13 protein-coding genes are annotated in these 12,750 nt (G+C 70.8%); 5 read left to right on the forward strand and 8 right to left on the reverse strand.

Translation table 11 applies throughout. The features are described from left to right. Positions 1 to 281 precede the first annotated feature (281 nt). A complete protein-coding gene (locus ACFQ6S_RS31520) occupies positions 282 to 1,106 on the reverse strand; it encodes a purine-nucleoside phosphorylase (RefSeq protein WP_383417286.1) in 825 nt (274 codons plus the stop codon). 131 nt (positions 1,107 to 1,237) lie between these two features. Then, positions 1,238 to 1,675 carry a gamma-glutamylcyclotransferase gene (locus tag ACFQ6S_RS31525; RefSeq protein ID WP_383417289.1) on the reverse strand — a complete coding sequence of 146 codons (438 nt, stop codon included), beginning with the start codon at positions 1,673 to 1,675 and terminating at the stop codon, positions 1,238 to 1,240. Between the two features lie 96 nt (positions 1,676 to 1,771). On the opposite strand from ACFQ6S_RS31525, the gene ACFQ6S_RS31530 reads away from it, so the two are divergent. Beyond that, positions 1,772 to 3,220, forward strand: coding sequence for an NAD(P)H-quinone dehydrogenase (locus tag ACFQ6S_RS31530; RefSeq protein WP_383417292.1), 1,449 nt, complete (start codon positions 1,772 to 1,774; stop codon positions 3,218 to 3,220). Between the two features lie 166 nt (positions 3,221 to 3,386). After that, complete coding sequence (locus ACFQ6S_RS31535) at positions 3,387 to 4,346, forward strand: DeoR/GlpR family DNA-binding transcription regulator (protein WP_383417295.1); 960 nt, start codon at positions 3,387 to 3,389, stop codon at positions 4,344 to 4,346. Between the two features lie 32 nt (positions 4,347 to 4,378). Here the strand turns inward: ACFQ6S_RS31535 and ACFQ6S_RS31540 are convergent, their stop codons facing one another. Further along, a complete protein-coding gene (locus ACFQ6S_RS31540) occupies positions 4,379 to 4,927 on the reverse strand; it encodes a TetR/AcrR family transcriptional regulator (RefSeq protein ID WP_383418250.1) in 549 nt (182 codons plus the stop codon). A 203-nt stretch (positions 4,928 to 5,130) separates the two neighbouring features. Next, positions 5,131 to 6,903: an acetyl/propionyl/methylcrotonyl-CoA carboxylase subunit alpha gene (locus ACFQ6S_RS31545; RefSeq protein WP_383417298.1), complete on the reverse strand. Its 1,773-nt coding sequence runs from the start codon at positions 6,901 to 6,903 to the stop codon at positions 5,131 to 5,133. A 398-nt stretch (positions 6,904 to 7,301) separates the two neighbouring features. Here ACFQ6S_RS31545 and ACFQ6S_RS31550 point away from each other — a divergent pair, with 398 nt between their 5' ends. Then, positions 7,302 to 7,793: a hypothetical protein gene (locus tag ACFQ6S_RS31550; RefSeq protein ID WP_383417301.1), complete on the forward strand. Its 492-nt coding sequence runs from the start codon at positions 7,302 to 7,304 to the stop codon at positions 7,791 to 7,793. On the opposite strand, the gene ACFQ6S_RS31555 is transcribed toward ACFQ6S_RS31550, so the two are convergent. Further along, positions 7,762 to 8,382, reverse strand: coding sequence for a Maf family protein (locus ACFQ6S_RS31555; protein ID WP_383417304.1), 621 nt, complete (start codon positions 8,380 to 8,382; stop codon positions 7,762 to 7,764). The two genes, ACFQ6S_RS31550 and ACFQ6S_RS31555, sit on opposite strands and share 32 nt — an antisense overlap. Before the next feature lie 31 nt (positions 8,383 to 8,413). Next, the gene (gene mmpB, locus ACFQ6S_RS31560) at positions 8,414 to 8,542 is read right to left on the reverse strand and encodes a morphogenic membrane protein MmpB (protein ID WP_093747104.1); all 129 of its coding nucleotides are present in this window, start codon (positions 8,540 to 8,542) and stop codon (positions 8,414 to 8,416) included. Positions 8,543 to 8,662: 120 nt separating this feature from the next. On the opposite strand from mmpB, the gene ACFQ6S_RS31565 reads away from it, so the two are divergent. Continuing rightward, positions 8,663 to 9,793: an SGNH/GDSL hydrolase family protein gene (locus ACFQ6S_RS31565; RefSeq protein WP_383417307.1), complete on the forward strand. Its 1,131-nt coding sequence runs from the start codon at positions 8,663 to 8,665 to the stop codon at positions 9,791 to 9,793. Here the strand turns inward: ACFQ6S_RS31565 and ACFQ6S_RS31570 are convergent. Next, positions 9,790 to 9,999 carry an acyl-CoA carboxylase epsilon subunit gene (locus ACFQ6S_RS31570; RefSeq protein ID WP_383417309.1) on the reverse strand — a complete coding sequence of 70 codons (210 nt, stop codon included), beginning with the start codon at positions 9,997 to 9,999 and terminating at the stop codon, positions 9,790 to 9,792. The two genes, ACFQ6S_RS31565 and ACFQ6S_RS31570, sit on opposite strands and share 4 nt — an antisense overlap. Positions 10,000 to 10,016: 17 nt before the next feature. Next, positions 10,017 to 11,639 carry an acyl-CoA carboxylase subunit beta gene (locus ACFQ6S_RS31575; protein WP_383417312.1) on the reverse strand — a complete coding sequence of 541 codons (1,623 nt, stop codon included), beginning with the start codon at positions 11,637 to 11,639 and terminating at the stop codon, positions 10,017 to 10,019. 110 nt (positions 11,640 to 11,749) lie between these two features. Here ACFQ6S_RS31575 and ACFQ6S_RS31580 point away from each other — a divergent pair, with 110 nt between their 5' ends. Beyond that, positions 11,750 to 12,610, forward strand: coding sequence for a biotin--[acetyl-CoA-carboxylase] ligase (locus ACFQ6S_RS31580; RefSeq protein WP_383417315.1), 861 nt, complete (start codon positions 11,750 to 11,752; stop codon positions 12,608 to 12,610). The last annotated feature ends 140 nt before the right edge of the window (positions 12,611 to 12,750 follow it).

The raw sequence follows: 12,750 nt of genomic DNA on the forward strand, positions 1-12,750 counted from the left end.
GCCTGTGCGGGGGCGGTGGGGGTGCCTGTAGCGCCTGCGGGTGCGTTCTGGGTCGGGGCCGGGGTGGGGGGTGTCCGTCCTCGGTCGGGCGGTTGCCGTCGGGCAGGGAGTGGGCGTTTGTTGACGCCCGCCGCTGCGGGCGGACACCCCCCACCCCGGCCCCTTGCCGCCGTACGCGACTGCGAGTCCGTCCACCTCGCGGTGCAGGCGACACAAAACTTGCTGGGGGCGCGGGGAACTGCGCGACCAGCCACGATGGACCCGCAGCTGCGAACGGCCCTCTACAGGCGGTCGAGAACCTGCGCCAGCAGGGAACCCATCCGCGTCGCACTGTCCCGACCGGCCTGGAGGACCTCCTCGTGGTTGAGGGGCTCGCCCGTCATGCCTGCCGCGAGGTTGGTGACCAGGGAGATGCCCAGCACCTCCGCGCCCGCCTCGCGCGCGGCGATCGCCTCGAGGACCGTCGACATGCCCACCAGGTCCGCACCGATCACGCGGGCCATACGGATCTCGGCCGGCGTCTCGTAGTGCGGGCCGGGGAACTGGGCGTAGACGCCCTCCTCCAGCGTGGAGTCGATCTCCTTGCACAGGGCGCGCAGGCGGGGGGAGTAGAGGTCGGTGAGGTCGACGAAGTTGGCGCCGATGATGGGGGAGGTGGCCGTGAGGTTGATGTGGTCGCTGATCAGGACCGGCTGGCCGGGGCGCATGCCCTCGCGCAGGCCGCCGCAGCCGTTGGTCAGGACCATCGTCTTGCAGCCCGCCGCCACGGCCGTGCGGACGCCGTGCGCCACGGCGGCCACTCCGCGGCCCTCGTAGTAGTGGGTGCGCCCGAGGAAGACCAGGGCGCGCTTGTCGCCGATCCGGTAGGAACGGATCTTGCCGCCGTGCCCTTCCACCGCCGGCGGGGGGAACCCGGGCAGCTCGGTGACCTGGAACTCGGCCTCGGGTGCGCCGAGGGCGTCCACGGCCGGAGCCCAGCCGGAGCCCATCACGAGGGCGACGTCGTGGGTCTCGGCGCCGGTGAGTTCGCGCAGGCGCGCGGCGGCGGCGTCGGCGGCGGCGTGGGGGTCGCCCTGGATGTCGTCCGGAAGAAGAGATGCGTTCACGCGACTGAGGGTAGCCGGTTTGGGCCTACGCGCGTAGATGACAGAGCTCACGGGATGGCGATCGTTGTCTTGTCGTTTCCAACGAAAAGAGCGACCGGAGGGGCTGGAGGGGTGCATGAGGCCGGAGGGCCTCAGCAGGGGCGCTTGCGCAGCTCCATCACGTAGTCGTGGGGTGCCCCGGCCGACTCCGCCGCGTCCGCGATCTCGCCCAGGTAGCGAGCCGACGGCAGGCCGCCCTCGTAGGCGTTCAGGACGTACGCCCAGGCCTGCTCCTCGCCCTCCAGCGTGTGCACGCGGACCCGGAGGCGGCGGTATATGCCCAGCCCCACGCCCTCCCAGCGATCGAGGGAGTCCTCGTCCATCGGGGCGACGTCGTACAGGGAGACGAAGACCTGTTCCATCGGGTCCTCGACGAGCGTTGCGAGCGCGCCCTCCCAGCCCAGCTGTTCGCCGCCGAACGTCAGTCGCCATCCGTTCAGCCAGCCGGTGGCGCGCAGCGGCGAGTGCGGGGCGCGGCGGGTCATCAGCCGCGCGTCGAGATTGCCGGCGTACGCGGCGTAGAGCGACATGGGGAGAGGGTACGGCAGTCGAATCGTGTGCCCCTCCCGTAACGGTGGTGTCTCGGGCGGGGCCCCAGGCGGTACCACGGTGAGGCGTGCGGGACAATGGAGTACGTGACTCGGATCGTGATCATCGGTGGCGGACCCGGCGGATACGAGGCGGCCCTGGTGGCCGCCCAGCTCGGCGCGGAGGTGACCGTCGTCGACTGCGACGGTCTGGGCGGGGCGTCGGTGCTCACCGACTGCGTGCCGTCCAAAACCCTCATCGCCACGGCCGAGGTGATGACCACCTTCGACTCCTCCTACGAGGAGCTGGGGATCATCGTCGCCGACGACACTCCGCACATCGACACGCCCGCGCGTGTCGTGGGCGTCGACCTGGGCAAGGTCAACCGGCGTGTGAAGCGGCTCGCGCTCGCGCAGTCGCACGACATCACCGCCTCCGTCACACGTGCCGGCGCCCGGGTCATGCGCGGCCGCGGGCGACTGGAGGGCATGCAGGGCCTCGACGGATCCCGCAAGGTCGTGGTGCGTGCCGCCGACGGGAGCGAGGAGACGCTCAGCGCCGACGCCGTGCTCATCGCCACGGGCGGGCACCCCCGTGAGCTGCCGGACGCCCAGCCCGACGGCGAGCGGATTCTCAACTGGACCCAGGTGTACGACCTCAACGAGCTCCCCGAGGAGCTCATCGTGGTCGGCTCCGGTGTCACCGGAGCCGAGTTCGCCGGTGCCTACCAGGCGCTCGGGTCGCGGGTCACCCTCGTCTCGTCCCGGGACCGGGTGCTGCCGGGTGAGGACCCGGACGCCGCCGCCGTACTGGAGGACGTCTTCCGGCGCCGCGGCATGAACGTCATGGCCCGCTCGCGCGCCGCCGCCGCCAAGCGCGTCGGCGACCGGGTCGAGGTCACCCTCGCCGACGGGCGTGTCATCAGCGGCAGTCACTGCCTCATGGCCGTCGGCGCCATCCCGAACAGCGAGGGCATGGGTCTGGAGGAAGCCGGCGTCAAGCTGCGCGAGTCCGGGCACATCTGGACCGACAAGGTGTCCAGGACGACCGCGCCGGGTGTGTACGCCGCCGGTGACGTCACCGGTGTCTTCGCGCTCGCCTCGGTGGCCGCCATGCAGGGCCGTATCGCCATGTACCACTTCCTGGGCGATGCCGTGGCCCCGCTCAACCTGAAGACCGTGTCCTCCAACGTCTTCACCGACCCCGAGATCGCCACCGTCGGCTACTCCCAGGCCGATGTGGACGGGGGCAAGATCGACGCCCGGGTCGTCAAGCTGCCGCTGCTGCGCAACCCGCGCGCCAAGATGCAGGGCATCCGGGACGGCTTCGTCAAGATCTTCTGCCGGCCGGGTACGGGCATCGTGGTCGGCGGTGTGGTCGTGTCGCCGCGCGCTTCGGAACTGATCCATCCGATCTCGATCGCGGTCGACAACAATCTGACGGTCGAACAGATCGCGAACGCCTTCACCGTGTACCCCTCCCTTTCGGGCTCGATCGCCGAGGTGGCACGGCAGCTGCACACGCGGAAGTCCGGCGGCGAACTCTGACGGCCGGAAGTGACTCCCCGCTGGTCACGGGGAGTTGTCGAGCATGCGTACGGCATAGGCGACGGGACTAGGCCCTATACCACTCCTTGCCCTCGCGTGCGAACAACTTCTGTTATTCGGCGCAAACTGCTGAAACCAGACGGTCGTTGGGGTTACTGTCAGTTTCGTGTTCGCTGCAGAACGTCGCCAATTGATCCTCGAAATGGTGCGAGCGAACGGGGCCGTGTCGCTCCGTGAGCTCGCCCGCGTCGTCCAGACCTCCGAAGTGACCGTACGGCGGGACGTGCGCGCACTGGAGGCAGAAGGACTCCTCGACCGCCGGCACGGCGGTGCGGTATTGCCGGGCGGGTTCACGCGGGAGTCCGGCTTTCCGCAGAAATCACATCTCGCGACCGCCGAGAAGACGGCCATCGCCGACCTCGCCGCGAATTTCGTGGAGGAGGGCGAGGCGATCGTCGTCGGGGCGGGAACCACCACGCAGGAGCTGGCCCGCCGGCTCGCACGGGTGCCCGGACTGACCGTCGTCACCAACTCCCTGCTGGTGGCGCAGGCGTTGGCCCATGCCAACCGGGTCGAGGTCGTGATGACCGGCGGGACGCTCCGCGGGTCGAACTACGCGCTGGTGGGCAGCGGAGCCGAGCAGTCCCTGCAGGGGCTGCGGGTGTCCCGGGCCTTCCTGTCCGGGAGCGGGCTCACCGCCGAGCGTGGGCTCTCCACGTCCAACATGCTCTCCGCGTCCGTCGACCGGGCCCTCGTCCAGGCCGCCGCGGAGGTCGTCGTCCTCGCCGACCACACGAAGCTCGGCACGGACACGATGTTCCAGACCGTGCCCACGGATGTCATCACGCGGCTCGTCACCGACGATCCGCCGGCCCATGACGACCGTGCCCACACCGAGTTGCAGGCCCTTGCCGATCAGGGGGTGCAGATCGCCGTGGCCGGGGCGAGCGGCGCGCCGGGGGGTGACGAGGTCCCGGCGCGGCGGCAGCAGCGTGCGCTGCCGGGACCGAGGCGGGGGCAGGTCCCTCCGGGGGGTGGGCCGGGGTTGCGGACGGCCGCCACGGTGCTCGGGGAGCAGGGGGCTGAGCGGGAGCGGGCTCGCGTCGCGGATCTGCGGCGGCGCTAGATTCGCCGATTCGACGTCGGGGCCCCGCGCCCCTAGGCGGGCTTCAGTCCCCGGAGTGTCAAGTGCAACAGCCTGTCCGCCAGTTCCGGGTCCTCCGGGGTCTCCCCTGCCGCCAGTGCGATGGCGTGGGTCAGCTGAAGAAGATCACCGATCGCCACGTCAGGGCGGACGGACCCCGCCTCCTGAGCACGCGCCAGTAGCGCGCCGCCCGCATCCCTGATCGGGCCGCTGCAACGGGCCAGGGCCGAGGTGTTGTCGTGTGAGACGGACATCAGGGAGCGCGCCAGTCCGCGGTACTCGCCCGCGTGCGTGACCATCTCGCGTAGCCATGTCACCAGTGCCGTGCAGGGCTCGGGGGCGTTCAGGAGTTCCCGGGAGCGGGCCAGCAGGTCGCCGGCCGCGTCCTCGAAGACGGCGCTCAACAGGGCGTCGCGGTTGGGGAAGTGGCGGTAGAGCGTGCCGATGCCCACGCCCGCCCGGCGCGCCACGTCCTCGAGCGATGCGTCCGTGCCGTGCTCGGCGAAGGCGGCACGGGCCTCGGTGAGCAGGCGCTCGTGATTGCGGCGGGCGTCGGCGCGCATGGCGCGCGGCGGGGCCGGCGCTGCCGCCGCGCTCCGGTTCCCCGCGGCCTCGCTCGAAGTCGCGCTCACCATGGCTCTCACCTGCCCTCTCGCCCGCCCGGTGTGCATCCAGAATGCCACTGAGGGAAAAACGAGGCGCCCGGCGGACTGTCTGCTCCAGTCCGCCGGGCGCCCCGGGTGCCGTATGGCTTGTGCCGTGTGCGTCAGTCCTTGATCTCGCAGATCGCCGCACCGGAGGTGAGGGAGGCGCCGACCTCGGCGGACAGGCCCTTGATGGTGCCGGCCTTGTGCGCGTTGAGCGGCTGCTCCATCTTCATCGCTTCGAGTACGACGACGAGGTCGCCTTCCTTGACCTCCTGGCCTTCCTCGACGGCGACCTTGACGATGGTGCCCTGCATCGGGGAGGCGAGGGTGTCGCCGGAGGCGGCCGGGCCGGACTTCTTCGCCGCGCGGCGCTTGGGCTTGGCGCCGGCGGCCAGTCCGGTGCGGGCCAGGGTCATGCCGAGCGAGGCCGGCAGGGAGACCTCCAGGCGCTTGCCGCCGACCTCGACGACGACCGTCTCACGGCCGGTCTCCTCCTCCGCGTCGGCGTCGGCCGGGGCGGCGAAGGGCTTGATCTCGTTGACGAACTCGGTCTCGATCCAACGGGTGTGGACCGTGAACGGGTCGCTGGAGCCGGTCAGCTCCGGACCGAAGGCCGGATCGACGACGACCGCGCGGTGGAAGGGGATGGCGGTGGCCATGCCCTCGACCTGGAACTCCTCCAGCGCACGCGCCGCGCGCTGCAACGCCTGCTCGCGGGTGGCGCCGGTGACGATCAGCTTGGCGAGCAGTGAGTCCCACGCCGGGCCGATCACGCTGCCGGACTCCACCCCCGCGTCCAGGCGGACGCCGGGACCGGTGGGCGGGTTGAAGACGGTCACGGTGCCGGGGGCGGGCAGGAAGCCCCGGCCCGGGTCCTCGCCGTTGATGCGGAACTCGAAGGAGTGGCCGCGCAGGGCGGGGTCGTCGTAGCCGAGTTCCTCGCCGTCGGCGATGCGGAACATCTCGCGGACCAGGTCGATGCCGGTGACCTCTTCGGTGACCGGGTGCTCGACCTGCAGACGGGTGTTGACCTCCAGGAACGAGATCGTGCCGTCGTTGCCGACGAGGAACTCCACCGTGCCCGCGCCGACGTAGCCGGCCTCCTTGAGGATGGCCTTGGACGCGGAGTACAGCTCGGCGACCTGCGCCTCGGACAGGAACGGCGCGGGTGCCTCCTCCACCAGCTTCTGGTGGCGGCGCTGCAGGGAGCAGTCACGGGTGGAGACCACCACGACGTTGCCGTGGGTGTCGGCCAGGCACTGCGTCTCGACATGGCGGGGCTTGTCGAGGTAGCGCTCGACGAAGCACTCCCCGCGCCCGAACGCGGCGACCGCCTCGCGGACCGCGGAGTCATACAGCTCCGGGACCTCTTCGAGGGTGCGGGCGACCTTCAGGCCGCGTCCGCCGCCACCGAAGGCGGCCTTGATCGCGATCGGCAGACCGTGTTCCTCGGCGAACGCGACGACCTCGTCGGCGCCGGAGACCGGGTCGGGGGTGCCGGCGACCAGCGGGGCGCCGGCACGCTGGGCGATGTGCCGGGCGGCGACCTTGTCACCGAGGTCGCGGATGGCCTGCGGCGGCGGGCCGATCCAGACCAGCCCGGCATCGAGTACGGCCTGGGCGAATTCGGCGTTCTCCGACAGGAAGCCGTAGCCCGGATGGATCGCGTCCGCCCCCGACTCGCGTGCCGCCTTCAGTACCTTGTCGATGTCCAGGTAGCTGGTGGCCGGGGTGTCACCGCCCAGGGCGAACGCCTCATCCGCGGCGCGGACATGCAATGCGTCCCGGTCCGGGTCCGCGTAGACGGCCACGCTCGCGATCCCGGCGTCCCGGCAGGCCCGGGCCACGCGGACAGCGATTTCGCCACGGTTGGCGATGAGCACCTTGCGCACGATTGAGGCTCCCTCCTTGAAACAAGCCGAGTTTAGGGACTGCCGACACGACACTTCGACCCGTCCCCAGTGGTGAGCTTGCCCACACGGAGCGTGATTCCAGGCTCGCCCGACCTGCGAAATCCCTTGTCGCGCCACGGTACGCAGGTCTCTCCGGGGAAACCCTAGCTCTCTCCTGTGGTCAAGGTCTCTGTCATCACGTGCTGCGGGCCACTCGGTTTCTTTGTGGAATCCCTACGAATGGCCCAACGCATCTTTGCCATCTCCCGAACCCTTGTCCCGGGGTTTACCCGTTAGTAGCGTTCGCGATGTCTCGAACGTACTTGGGGTAACCGTCGTCGCGCTCGGATTGAGCTGTGGCGGCGCTCGAATAGCTCGGAAGTGGGTGGGGACCGGTGATGCGCAGGCCGGTGGCATGGGTCGTGGCGGTCGTGCTTCTCGTCGAGGCGCTCGGCATCGCGGGCCTGAACTGGTTCCTCGGGGTCGTCGTCGACCGCCAGGACATGTCCCTGGCGGGGCTGGATCCTGACGTGATGTCGCTGTCCTCGAAGATCGGCGGACTCGTCTTCGGCGGCTACTTCGCGCTGTGCGGACTGGTCGCCCTGCTCGTGGCGCTGCGCGATCGCGCCCCGGCCGGCCTCGGCCGCATCCTGCTGATCAGCGCGGCCGTGGTGCACGCCCTGCTGGGCGCGTTCGCCTGGGGCCTGGTGGGCTGGACGGCGTTCCTGTTCATGATGGTCGTCCTCGGCCTGATAGTGCTGCTGCTCATGACCTACGACGGTCAGAGCGCGCCGGAGGAGCCCGTCGACGCGGCTCCCGACGGAGGCAAGGGTGGCTCCCCGGCCGAGGGCTCCCCGATCAGTCCTCCGCCGGCGCCCACAACTCCGTGATGCCGATGCCCAGTTGGCCCAGCAGCCGCCGCACCAGCGGCAGGCTGATGCCGATCACATTGCCGTGGTCGCCGTCGATGCCGTCGATGAACGGGGCCGAGCGGCCGTCGAGGGTGAACGCCCCGGCGACGTAGAGCGGTTCGCCGGAGGCCACGTAGGCGGCGATCTCCTTGTCGGTCGGCTCGCCGAAGCGGACGATCGTGGAGGCGGTGGCGGAGGTGTACCGGCCGGTCGCGGTGTCGTAGACGCAGTGGCCGGTCTGGAGGGTGCCCGCCCGGCCGCGCATCGACTTCCAGCGGGCGGTGGCCTCCTCGGCGTCGGCCGGCTTGCCCAGGGCCTCGCCGTCCAGGTCGAGGACCGAGTCGCAGCCGATCACGATCGCGCCCTTGACCTCGGGCCGCGCCGCCACGACGGAGGCCTTCGCCTCGGCCAGGGCCAGCGCCAGCTCGGCCGGGGTGGGCGCGCTGACGGCGTCCTCGTCGACGCCGCTCACGATGACCTCGGGGGCCAGCCCTGCCTGGCGGAGCAGATTGAGGCGGGCGGGGGACTGGGAGGCGAGGACGAGCCGGCGGCGGGGCTGATCAGTCATGCGGTCAGCGTATCGGCGTGCCCGCCCGGACTCACCTCAGCCCGAGCACGATCATCGTCAGCACCATGGCCAGCGCCATGAGAACGCCCAGCCGCCGCAACATCTCCTGCATGTCGCGCAGTTCTTTGGGCGGCTCGTTCTCGGGGTCGGACCACAGCATGCCTTCCATCGTCGGTCGCGGATTCGGGGCGGCGCCTGAGTACGCATACTCAACTTCTCTCCAAATGGTGCTACGGTTCCATTAGCTAAAGGGATTCTGGTTCTGTTTGGGGGATGCATCATGTTCACCACTTCCTGGACCGCGGCACCTCAGCCGCCGAGCGAGGGCTTCACGCCCAACTGGTCCCGTGAGGGCTTCTGGCGTCAGTCGGTGCGGCAGGTCGTACGGCTGTCGGCGGGCGGTGGCCGGGTGCGGGTGCGGCTCTCCAACGCCTACGGCACCTCGCCGGTCCGGGTGGCGGGCGCGAGCGTGGGGCGTACGGCCGCCGGGGCCGGCGTACGGCCCGGGTCGCTCACGCCGCTGACCTTCGGGGGCGGCGCGCAGGTCGGGATACCCGCGCGCGGGGAGGTCGTCAGCGATGACGTCCGGCTCGCCGTCGCCGCCGGGGAGTCGGTGACCGTCACCCTGTACTTCGACGCCACGACCGGCCCCGCCACCTTCCACGCCCAGGCCTTCACGGCCGGCTACCGCGGCGAGGGCGACCTGACGGCGGAGAGCGCCGGCCCGGGCTTCGACGCCGTGACCGAGTCCTGGTACTTCCTGTCGGCGGTGGAGGTCGACGCCGGCCGCGCGGACGCCGTGGCGCTCTTCGGCGACTCGATCACGGACGGCTTCGGCTCGACGGTCGGCGCGCACCGGCGGTGGTCGGACGCGCTCGCCCGGCGCACGGGGCGGCCCGTGCTCAATGCGGGGATCGGCGGGAACCTGCTGCTCAACGACTCGGCCTGGTACGGCGAGAAGGGCGTCCACCGGCTGCGCCGGGACGTCCTCGACCACCCCGGCGTGGACACCCTCGTGGTCCTGCTCGGCCTCAACGACATCGGCTTCAGCGAGACGGACGAGCAGCCGACGTACAAGCCGGCGCCGGTGCTGGAGGCGGAGGAACTGATCGCCGGGCACCGGGAGTTGATACGACAGGGCAGGGCGGCGGGGCTGAGGATGATCGGCGCGACTCTGCTGCCGTTCGGGGGCTCGGACCACTGGGGCGAGCGCGCGGCCAAGGTGAGCCACGAGCTGAACGAGTGGATCCGGTGCTCGGGGCAGTACGACGCGGTGGTGGACCTGAACCGGGCGCTGGCCGATCCGGCGGATCCGGATCGGCTCAGGCCCTCGTACGACTTCGGCGATCACCTGCACCCGAACGACGCGGGGTACGAGGTGATGGCCGAAGTCGTCTCAGCGCACCTTTAACCAGGCCAGAAGGTACGGGCCCAGGTGGCCGGGCCCGGCTGAGGCAGGCGGTGCGCCGCGATGCGGGACGGGTCCGACCACCCGTCCCGCGGCTCGGGGGTGCCGGCCGGCGCCGCGGCTGCCGCCGCGGCGTGGGCGCGGACCACCGCCAGTGCGGCGGCCAGCTCCTCCGGTGTCGGGTTGCCCCGTAGGACCTTGATGTTCATGGCGGCTCCCAGCAGGCCTAGAGGGGGATGTTGCCGTGCTTCTTCGGAGGCAGGGATTCCCGCTTGGTGCGCAGCTGGCGCAGACCGCGTACGACATGGCGGCGGGTCTCGGACGGCATGATCACCGCGTCGACGTAACCGCGCTCGGCCGCCACATACGGGTTGAGGAGAGCGTCCTCGTACTCCTGGATCAGCCGCGCCCGCACCGCCTCCAGGTCCTCGCCGCTCGCCTCGGCCTCGGCGATGGTCCGCCGGTGCAGGATGTTGACCGCGCCCTGGGCGCCCATGACGGCGATCTGGGCGGTCGGCCAGGCGAGGTTGAGGTCGGCGCCGAGGTGCTTGGAGCCCATGACGTCGTAGGCGCCGCCGAAGGCCTTGCGGGTGATGACCGTGATCAGCGGGACCGTCGCCTCGGCGTAGGCGTAGATCAGCTTGGCGCCGCGGCGGATGATGCCCGTGTGCTCCTGGTCGACGCCCGGCAGGAAGCCGGGGACGTCGACGAAGGTGATCACCGGGACGTTGAAGGCGTCGCAGGTGCGCACGAACCGCGCGGCCTTCTCGCTCGCGTCGATGTCGAGACAGCCGGCGAACTGCATCGGCTGGTTGGCGACGATGCCGACCGGGCGGCCCTCGACCCGGCCGAAGCCGGTGACGATGTTCGGTGCGAACAGCGCCTGCGTCTCGAAGAACTCGGCGTCGTCCAGGATGTGTTCGATCACCGCGTGCATGTCGTACGGCTGGTTCGCGCTGTCCGGCACGATGGTGTCCAGCTCGCGGTCCTCGTCGGTGAGGTCGAGGTCCGCCTCCTCCGGGAACGCCGGGGGCTCGCTGAGGTTGTTGGACGGCAGGTACGACAGCAGCTGCTTGACGTACTCGATGGCGTCCTTCTCGTCCCCGGCCATGTGGTGCGCCACGCCGGAGGTCGAGTTGTGGGTGCGGGCGCCGCCCAGTTCCTCGAAGCCGACGTCCTCACCGGTGACCGTCTTGATGACGTCGGGGCCGGTGATGAACATGTGCGAGGTCTGGTCGACCATGACCGTGAAGTCGGTGATGGCCGGCGAGTAGACCGCGCCGCCCGCACAGGGGCCGACGACCAGGCTGATCTGCGGGATGACACCGGAGGCGTGGGTGTTGCGGCGGAAGATCTCGCCGTACGCGCCCAGCGAGGCCACACCCTCCTGGATGCGGGCGCCGCCGGAGTCGTTGATGCCGATGACCGGGCAGCCGGTCTTCAGCGCGAAGTCCATGACCTTGACGATCTTCTGGCCGTAGACCTCGCCCAGCGCACCGCCGAAGACGGTGAAGTCCTGCGAGAACACCGCGACCGGGCGGCCGTCGACGGTGCCGTACCCGGTGACGACACCGTCGCCGTAGGGACGGTTCTGCTCCAGCCCGAAGTTGGTGGAGCGGTGCCGGGCGAACTCGTCGAGCTCGACGAAGGACCCCTCGTCGAGGAGCAGCTCCACCCGCTCACGGGCCGTCAACTTGCCCTTGGCGTGCTGCTTTTCGACGGCGCGTGCGGAGCCGGCGTGCGTCGCTTCCTCAATGCGGCGCTGGAGATCCGCGAGCTTGCCCGCGGTGGTGTGGATGTCGATCCCAGGGGTCTCTCGGATCTCGTGACGCTCTTCCGGCTCGGACATCGGGATGGCGCTCCCTGCCTGCTCAAAAGGGGGGACGGTTACTCATCCGTAGAGTAGTGGGGGCCCTACCAATCGGCAGTGCGGTGTTTACCACACCTAGGGTGGCTTGCATGACGCCGCGAGATGCATCAGACGACAGTCGCTGGTCCGACCTGGAGCGCCCGCCGCTCAACGCCGCCGCGCTGCGCCGCGGGCTGCTGCGGGAGGGCGGGTTGTGGAGTGCCGTGGAGGTGGTGCAGAGCACCGGCTCCACCAACACCGACCTGGTGGACCTGGCCACCGCGGGCAAGGCCGCCGAGGGCACGGTCCTGGTCGCGGAGGAGCAGACGGCCGGCCGGGGACGGCTGGACCGGAACTGGACGGCACCGCCGCGCTCGGGCCTGTTCTTCTCCGTGCTGCTGAACCCGGCGGAGGTGCCGGTGCCCCGATGGGGCTGGCTGCCGCTGCTCACCGGCGTCGCCGTCGCGACGGGGCTGTCCCGGGCCGCGGGCGTCGACACGGCACTCAAGTGGCCGAACGACCTGCTGGTGACCGTCGGCGGCGAGGAGCGCAAGGCCGGCGGCATCCTCGCCGAGCGCGCCGGGGACGCCGGTGTGGTCATCGGCGTCGGCATCAACGTCACCCTGCGCGCGGACGAGCTGCCGGTGCCCCAGGCGGGCTCGCTGGCGCTGGCCGGGGCGGTGAGCACGGACCGGGACCCCCTGCTGCGGGCCATCCTGCGGTCCCTGGAGGACTGGTACGGACGCTGGCGGGCCGCGGTGGGGGACCCGTTGGTCAGCGGGCTCCAGGAGACGTACGCGGCGGGGTGCGCCACGCTGGGCAGAGTCGTACGGGCCGAGTTGCCGGGCGACCGGGCGATCACCGGCGAGGCGGTCGCCATCGACGGTGACGGGCGGCTGGTGCTGGCGACGCAGGAGGGGGTGCAGGAGCCCGTGGGCGCGGGCGACATCGTGCACCTGAGGCCGGCCTGAGCACATCGGCCCAGCGGACGGGCCATGAAAGGCACCGGACATCGCACCGGTTCCGACAGGGCACGTCGGCTTTCTCTTACGGAGTGAGCTGGCGCACACCTGCCGTAAAGTGAAGGCCGGTCGATTACTGACCGCGGCAG

Origin of the sequence: Streptomyces sp. NPDC056479, assembly GCF_042795335.1 — a bacterium.
GTDB lineage: Bacteria > Actinomycetota > Actinomycetes > Streptomycetales > Streptomycetaceae > Streptomyces.

Coding starts and splice junctions, on each gene's coding strand:
- ACFQ6S_RS31525 (WP_383417289.1), bottom strand. CDS start 1,675: ATGTCGCTCTACGCCGCGTACGCCGGCAATCTCGACGCGCGGCTGATG.
- ACFQ6S_RS31530 (WP_383417292.1), top strand. CDS start 1,772: ATGGAGTACGTGACTCGGATCGTGATCATCGGTGGCGGACCCGGCGGA.
- ACFQ6S_RS31540 (WP_383418250.1), bottom strand. CDS start 4,927: ATGCGCGCCGACGCCCGCCGCAATCACGAGCGCCTGCTCACCGAGGCC.
- ACFQ6S_RS31550 (WP_383417301.1), top strand. CDS start 7,302: ATGCGCAGGCCGGTGGCATGGGTCGTGGCGGTCGTGCTTCTCGTCGAG.
- ACFQ6S_RS31555 (WP_383417304.1), bottom strand. CDS start 8,382: ATGACTGATCAGCCCCGCCGCCGGCTCGTCCTCGCCTCCCAGTCCCCC.
- mmpB (WP_093747104.1), bottom strand. CDS start 8,542: ATGCTGTGGTCCGACCCCGAGAACGAGCCGCCCAAAGAACTGCGCGAC.
- ACFQ6S_RS31565 (WP_383417307.1), top strand. CDS start 8,663: ATGTTCACCACTTCCTGGACCGCGGCACCTCAGCCGCCGAGCGAGGGC.
- ACFQ6S_RS31570 (WP_383417309.1), bottom strand. CDS start 9,999: ATGAACATCAAGGTCCTACGGGGCAACCCGACACCGGAGGAGCTGGCC.
- ACFQ6S_RS31575 (WP_383417312.1), bottom strand. CDS start 11,639: ATGTCCGAGCCGGAAGAGCGTCACGAGATCCGAGAGACCCCTGGGATC.
- ACFQ6S_RS31580 (WP_383417315.1), top strand. CDS start 11,750: ATGACGCCGCGAGATGCATCAGACGACAGTCGCTGGTCCGACCTGGAG.